This window comes from Streptomyces sp. sk2.1 (genome assembly GCF_008120935.1).
Lineage (GTDB): Bacteria > Actinomycetota > Actinomycetes > Streptomycetales > Streptomycetaceae > Streptomyces.
Genome location: NZ_RDBO01000005.1, coordinates 20,456 through 27,212 on the forward strand (window position 1 = coordinate 20,456; position 6,757 = coordinate 27,212).

At 73.3% G+C, this 6,757-nt stretch carries 5 protein-coding genes; 1 reads left to right on the forward strand and 4 read right to left on the reverse strand.

Annotated elements, in window-relative coordinates:
* Positions 1-72 precede the first annotated feature (72 nt).
* A complete protein-coding gene (locus EAO76_RS00335; RefSeq protein WP_148832030.1) occupies positions 73-2,274 on the reverse strand; it encodes a flotillin family protein in 2,202 nt (733 codons plus the stop codon).
* Between the two features lie 128 nt (positions 2,275-2,402).
* Positions 2,403-3,107: a hypothetical protein gene (locus EAO76_RS00340; RefSeq protein ID WP_148832033.1), complete on the reverse strand. Its 705-nt coding sequence runs from the start codon at positions 3,105-3,107 to the stop codon at positions 2,403-2,405.
* Positions 3,108-3,378: 271 nt separating this feature from the next.
* On the opposite strand from EAO76_RS00340, the gene EAO76_RS00345 reads away from it, so the two are divergent.
* Positions 3,379-4,449, forward strand: coding sequence for a CdaR family transcriptional regulator (locus tag EAO76_RS00345; RefSeq protein ID WP_148832035.1), 1,071 nt, complete (start codon positions 3,379-3,381; stop codon positions 4,447-4,449).
* A 287-nt stretch (positions 4,450-4,736) separates the two neighbouring features.
* Here EAO76_RS00345 and EAO76_RS00350 read toward each other — a convergent pair whose 3' ends face one another.
* Complete coding sequence (locus tag EAO76_RS00350) at positions 4,737-5,915, reverse strand: GDSL-type esterase/lipase family protein (protein ID WP_148832038.1); 1,179 nt, start codon at positions 5,913-5,915, stop codon at positions 4,737-4,739.
* A gap of 150 nt (positions 5,916-6,065) precedes the next feature.
* Entirely contained in the window at positions 6,066-6,635 is a 570-nt protein-coding gene (locus EAO76_RS00355) for a TetR/AcrR family transcriptional regulator (RefSeq protein ID WP_148832040.1), read from the reverse strand.
* Positions 6,636-6,757: the final 122 nt, after the last annotated feature.

The following is a 6,757-nucleotide window of genomic DNA, read 5'->3' on the forward strand; positions in this document are numbered from 1 at the left end:
GGCCAGCCGCAGCTTGGCCTGCGCGTCCAGGTCCGCGGTCTTCAGCCGGGCCTCGGCGAGCGCGGTCCTCGCCTAGGCGACCGGCGTCCCGTTGCGGGCCGCGGGCACCGCGGACGCGTCACCCGAGGCCGCGGCCTCGACCGGTACGGAGGCCCCCGCCGGTACGGGCGTCTCGACCGCGGACGCGCCGCCCGCCGCCAGAGCCCCGCTCACCGCGGAGACCGGCACGTCGGCGAGCCCCAGCTCCCGGGCGGCGGTCAGCAGTTGCTGCACCTGCCCCGGCGCGACCCCGGCCCCGGGGGCCCGCATCATCCGGGTCAGCAGCGCCGACACCGTCAGGTTGCGGACGTCGCCCGTCGAGACCGATCCGACCATCCGGGTCAGGTCCTCGGTGAACGACGAGGTGCCGTTCAGCCACGGACCGGCGAGGGCCTTCGCCGTGTCCGAGTTCTCCACGAACCCGTCGAGGCCCTTGCCCATCGAGACGGCCGAGACCAGGCGGTCGAAGAAGACCGACTCCCCGCCGACGATGTCGATGTCGGCGTTCTCCAGGCCGGTGGCCAGCACCGTCGCCTGGGCCTCGGCCACCTGCCGCTGCACGTCGAGCCCGGCCAGCCGGATCTCCTTCTCCGCGGCGAGCCGCAGCCGGTACTCCTCGTGGCCGCGCGAGGCGTCGTCCAGCGCCGCCATCGCGGCGGCCTTCTCGGTGAGGCCCGCCGCCTCGGCCTTCAGCTTCTCGCCGATCATCGCGGCGTCGGCCACCGCCTGGGCCTGCGTGCCCTCCGCCTCGGCGAGGGCCTTGAGCCGGGCGCCCTCCGCCTCGGCCTTCAGCCGGGCGGACGTGGCCTCGGCCTCGGCGAGACCGGCCTTCTCGATGACGTCGGCCTCCGCCTCCCGCACCTGGACCTCCGCGAGGCCGGGCGCGGCGGACTCCGCCCGGATGCCCTCGGCCAGCCGCAGCTTGGCCTGCGCGTCCAGGTCCGCGGTCTTCAGCCGGGCCTCGGCGAGCGTCAGCTGCTCGGCGGCCAGGTGGGAGGCCGCGGCCTCGGCGGCCTCGGCCGCCTTGATGTCCTTGACCAGCTTCTCCTGGGCCTCCGCCTCGGCGGCGATGATGACCGACCTGCGGGTGCGCTCCGACTCCTCGACGGCCCGCAGCGTCTTGATGGACTCCTCCTGCTCGGCGACCGTGCGGTCCACGGCGATCCGCTCGCGGATCACGTCGGCGACCTCGCGGCGCTCGGCCTCGACCTCCTTCGTCGCGGCGATCCGGTTCAGCTCGGTCTGCCGCTCGCGGCCGATGACCTCGATCAGCCGGTCCTTCTCGATCCGCTCGTTCTCCACCGCGATGACCCGCTCGCGGTTCTTCTGCGCGACGGCGATCTCCCGGGCCTGGTTCTCGCGCTGGATGCCGAGCTGCTCCTCGGTGCGGATGAACGCGGCCTGCGCGCCGAGCCGCTCCTCCTCCTGGACCTTGGCCGTGGCGGCCTCCTCGCGGGCCCGCAACGTCTCGACCTCGCGGCGCTGCTTGATCTCGGCCTCGGCCTGCCGGCGCTCCAGCTCCAGGATGGTCTCGCGGGCGTCGACGTCCTGCCGGGTGATCTCCTTCTGCTCGGTGCGCTGGTACTCGTTGGTGCGCACGTGCTCGATCGCCGTCAGCTCGGTGATCTTGCGGATGCCCTGCGCGTCCAGGATGTTCGCGCCGTCGAGCTGCGTCATCGGCGTCTGTTCCAGGAAGTCGATCGCGGCGTCGTCGAGGTGGTAGCCGTTCAGGTCCGTCCCGATGACCCGGATGATCCGGTCCCGGAACTCCTCGCGCTTGGTGTACAGGTCGACGAAGTCCAGCTGCTTGCCGACGGTCTTCAGCGCCTCGGAGAACTTCGCGGCGAAGAACTCCTGGATCGCGACCTTGTCGCTGGCCCGCTCCGTGCCGATGGCCTGGGCGACCTTGATGACGTCCTCGACGGTCTTGTTGACCCGGACGAAGAACGTGATGTGGATGTCGGCGCGGATGTTGTCCTGGCAGATCAGCCCCTCGCGCCCGGTGCGGCGGATCTCGATGGTCTTCACCGAGATGTCCATGCTCTCGGCCTTGTGGAGCACCGGCAGGACGACGGCCCCGGTGAAGGTGACGTCGACCTTCTTGGTCTTGGAGATGATCAGCGCCTTGCCCTGCTCCACCTTGCGGAAGAGCCGGGTGATGACGAAGAGCAGGGCGACGGCGATGAGCAGGACGACGGCTACGAGCACGCCGAAGCCCAAGGTGATGGCATCCATGACAGTCCTTGGCGGCTGGTGATGAAGAAGGTGGAGCGGCGGGGCCGGCGGCGCGACGGGGCGCCGGGCGGCTCACCGCGCGGCGGGCGCGACGGGACTCGGCGGGCGGTGCCGCGGGTCCGGTCGGGTCAGCCGGTGCGGCGTGGGGTGCGGCGCGCGCCCGTGCGCTGCGCCGTGCGTGGTCGTGGTGGCGGTGGCGGTCCCGGATCCAGGGCCTTGTCGTACGCCGAGACCCAGAAGAACTCTCCCGCGTCGTCGTACGCGTACAGCAGCCCCGCACTGCCCGAGGTGAGGGCACCCGCACCGCCCGGGGCGAGGGCCGCGCCGTCCGCCGGTCCGGCCAGTCTGACCTGGACGATGGCGGTGGACCCGTCGGCCGCCACGACCTCGGCCTGGCCGAAGTCGGAGCTGACGGAGCCGGTGCGGATGGTGCAGACCCGGCCGAGGAAGTCCTGCCGCGACGGCGGGGGTTCGTCCGGGAAGCGCCGGCGGAAGCAGCGCACGAAGCCCCGCGTCGCGATCCAGCCGATCAGCAGCGCCCCGGCGAAGACGGCGCAGGCGAATCCGGCCCGGACGAGCCCGGTGGTGCCGCTGCGGTGCATCAGGACGGTGCCGGTGAGGCTGGTGAACCAGCCGACGACGACCAGCACGGACACCGTGACGGTGACCGGCATCCCGCCGATCCCGGCGACGTCGGTGTCGAGGTCCCCGTCGAAGGAGTGGTGATCGGCGGCCCCGGCCAGTACCAGGAGCCAGAAGAAGACGACGACGGCCAGGGCGGCGCCGAACGGAACGGCTGGAAAGGAAGTCGCCGCGCTCAGGAACTCCCGCATCGTTCCTCCCCCTGCTGTCTTTCCGGTTCGGGCGGGCGGCGGCGGTCCCGGCTGTCGTGAGCAGCGTGAAGCGGCGTCGCGGCAGCCGGGATTTCCCCCGATTTCCCCCGTGTTCCCCCGTTGTGGTGCTGACGGAATCGTGCCATTCGGGGGGCCGGTGTCGCACTGCCGGAGTCCGGCAATCTTTACTCGTCCTTGATGCCGGTCACCGGCATCACCCGATATGCGTTGAGCGATTGTCAAAGTCGCGTCAGGACTGGAGGAGAAGCGCGTGGCGGAGCCGGAGATCCCCGAGGAATGTCTGGGGGACTACGTCCACATCCTGGCCGAGGCCGCCGCCACCGGCCGCCGTCTCACCCGGGACGAGTTGGACGACCGCCGTCGGCTGGGCCGGGAGGCCGCCGAGGCCGGGTACCAGCTGCGCGCCCTGGTCGGCATGCACCTCGCGGCGACCCGCACCTCCTGGCCGCTGGGCGCCACGGCCGACGCGACGGCCACCGAATCGGTGCTGGCCGTGGTCGAGCAGGCCGTCGACGCCTTCGCCGAGGGCTTCGAGCGGGCCCAGCGGCTGACGGTGCGGCGGGAGGAGGCGGCGCGTCGCGAGTTCATCGACGACCTGCTGTACGGGCGCAGCGACCTGGGCCGGCTCGCCGAGCGGGCCACCCGGTTCGGGCTGCGGCTCTCGCGCGCCCACGCGGTCGCGGTGGCCACGGGCCCGGAGGCGTACACGGAGACCGACTCCGTGCCGCGCACGGTCGAGGCGGCGCTGCTCGCCCGGTTCAGCGGCCGGAAGATCCTGATCACGACGAAGGACGGGCGGCTGGTCTGCATCGCGCCGGGCAGCCAGCCCGACGTCCTGCGGTACTTCGCCAAGCAGGCGCACGCGGCGACGGACGGCGGCCGGGTCGCGATCGGCCGCCCGCACAAGGGCCCCGGCGGCGTCGTCCACTCGTACGACGAGGCGCTCGACGCCCTCGACCTCGCGGACCGGATGGACCTGGAGGACCCGGTGCTGCACTCGGCGGACCTGTTGGTCTACCCGGTGCTGACCCGCGACCGGCAGGCGATGGCGGATCTGGTGCGCAACGAACTGGGTCCGCTCCAGCAGGCCCGCGGCGGCGCCGTGCCCCTGCTGAAGACGCTCGCCGTCTACTTCGACGCGGGCTGCGTGGCGGCCGAGACGGCCCGCAGGCTGTCGCTGAGCGTCCGGGCGCTCACCTACCGCCTGGAGCGGATACACCAGCTGACCGGGTCCGACCCGTCCGACCCGATGCACCGCTACACCCTGCAGACGGCGGTCATCGGGGCCCGGCTGCTGGACTGGCCCGCCAAGGAGCTGTGAGGAACCGCGGGAAGCCGTGACGACGGGGCGGCCCGCGGGGCCGACGACCGGCCGGTCCGCGGGGTGACCGGCCTTGCGGATCGCCCGGTCGGCCCCGGTCCGCGGCTCCGTGCCCGGTCGGTCCCGGTCCGCGGCTCCGTGCCCGGTCGGCCCCGGTCCCCGGCTCCGTGTCCGTGCCCGGCCCCCGGCTCCGTGTCCGGTCGGCCCCGGTCCGCGGCTCCGTTCCCGTGCCCGGCCCGCGGCTCCGTGCCCGGTCCTGCGGACCGGTCGGCCGGTCTCGCGGACGGTCAGTCGGTCCCGGTGGCGAAGGGGCCGTCCGGGCCGAACGCGAGCCGTGCGAAGTTCTCGCCGATGCGGTGGTGCCCCTCGGGGCCGGGGTGGATCCCGTCGGGCAGCGGGAACTCGGCGTGGTCCTGCTCGCCGTACAGCTCGCGGCCGTCGATGTGGTGCAGGTTCGGGTCGTCGGCCGCCCGCTGCCCGACGATCCGGGCGAGTTCGTCGCGGACGACGTTGAGCGTCAGGCGCCCGGCGGCGCGCTCGGCCGGGTCGCCCGTCGCCCTGAACTTCAGGGTGCCGCCGGAGAAGTCGGGCGCGAGCGGGCCGGGGGTGTCCTCCTGGACCGGGCACAGCACGGGGGACACGACCAGCAGCGGCGTGGTCGGGTGCCCCTCGCGAAGGGTGTCGAGGAAGCCGTGCACCGCGGGGCCGAAGGCGCGCAGGCGCATCGCGTCGGCGTTGACGATGTTGATGCCGATCTTGAGGCTGATCAGGTCCGCGGGGGTGTCCCGCATGGCCCGGGCGGTGAACGGGTCGAGCAGGGCGCCGCCGCCGAACCCCAGGTTGATCAGCTCCACCCCGCCCCGGGCCGCGGCCAGGGCCGGCCAGACGGCGGTCGGGCGGGTGGCGTTGGAGCCGTGGCTGATGGAGCTGCCGTGGTGCAGCCACACCCGGCGCCCGCGGTCCGGCACCGGTTCGACGGGGGCGTCGGTGCGCAGGGCGACCAGTTCGGTGATCTCGGTGTGCGGGAGCCAGATCTCGACGTCCTTGTCCCGGGCCGGCAGGCCGGTGAACCGGGCGGTGCCGACCGGCCCCTCGCTCAGCTCGGAGGTCTGGGCGACCATGTCGGTGATCGTGCGGACGTTGCCGCCGGTCACCGTGGCCCGGTCGGTGAGGCGGCCGTCGACCAGCAGGTCGTACACGCCGTCCGCCGGGGCCGGGAAGCCCCGGTGGGCGCGCTTGGTGGGCAGTGTGTCCAGCTCGATGGCGGTGGCCCGGGTGCGCAGGACCAGTCGTACGCCGGAGGGCTGGGCCTCGGCCATGGCCAGCTGCTCGTCGGGGATCTGGCGGCGTGCGGCGGCGGGCAGCCGGTGCGGGAGCAGGCCGCGCGCGGTCGGCTCCAGGTCGAGGAAGCCGCGCAGGAGGTCCGCGGTGATGGGCGTGGTGGTCCAGCCGTGCTCGGTGCTCATGGTTCTGTCCAGCCTGTTGATCAATGCGTACGAGGCGTACGGGGGAGGCGTACGAGTGGTCCGGGCGGCGCCGGTGCACGGGGCGTCCGGGGGGTGCCGGCGTACGCGGGGTGCGGCGGGTGGTACCGGCGGGGCGAGGTCGCCCGTCGGTCAGGACGTGCCCCGGCTCCGCAGCAGGGCGTCGAGGGAGTCCAGGGTCCAGAGCCAGGACTCCTGCGGGTCCACGGCGGTGTGACCGAAGCCGCCGGCCAGCTCCAGGCTGATGTAGCCGTGGAAGACGCTGCCCAGCATCCGGACCGCGTGCGTCTGGTCCGGCTCCGACAGGCCGTAGCCGCGCAGGACGGCGCGCGTCATCTGCGCGTGCCGGACGCCGGCGCCGGCGGCCGCCGTCTCGGGGTCGAGTCTGAACCGGGCGGCGTCGTAGCGGCCGGGGTGCTCGCGGGCATAGTCGCGGAAGGCGTTCGCGAAGGCGGCCAGGGCGTCCTTGCCCGCCCGCCCGGCGAGGTCGGCGGAGACCCGGTCGGCCAGCTCCTCCAACGCGAGCAGGGCGATCCTGGTCTTGAGGTCGTGCGAGCTCTTCACGTGCGAGTACAGGCTCGCGACCTTGACGTCGAACCGTCGGGCGAGCGCCGAGACGGTCACCCGGTCGAAGCCCACCTCGTCGGCGAGCTCCGCGCCCGCCCGCGTCAGGCGCTCGGGGGTCAGCCCCACTCGAACCATAATCCTTCTCCTCTTCGGCGAAAGAGATTATGGATCTGCCTAAAGCATTTAGGCAACTTGGATCGTGATGTGTGGAGCCGCCGGCCGGGGGCGGACCGGTGGTCGGTCGGTCCGCCGGGACC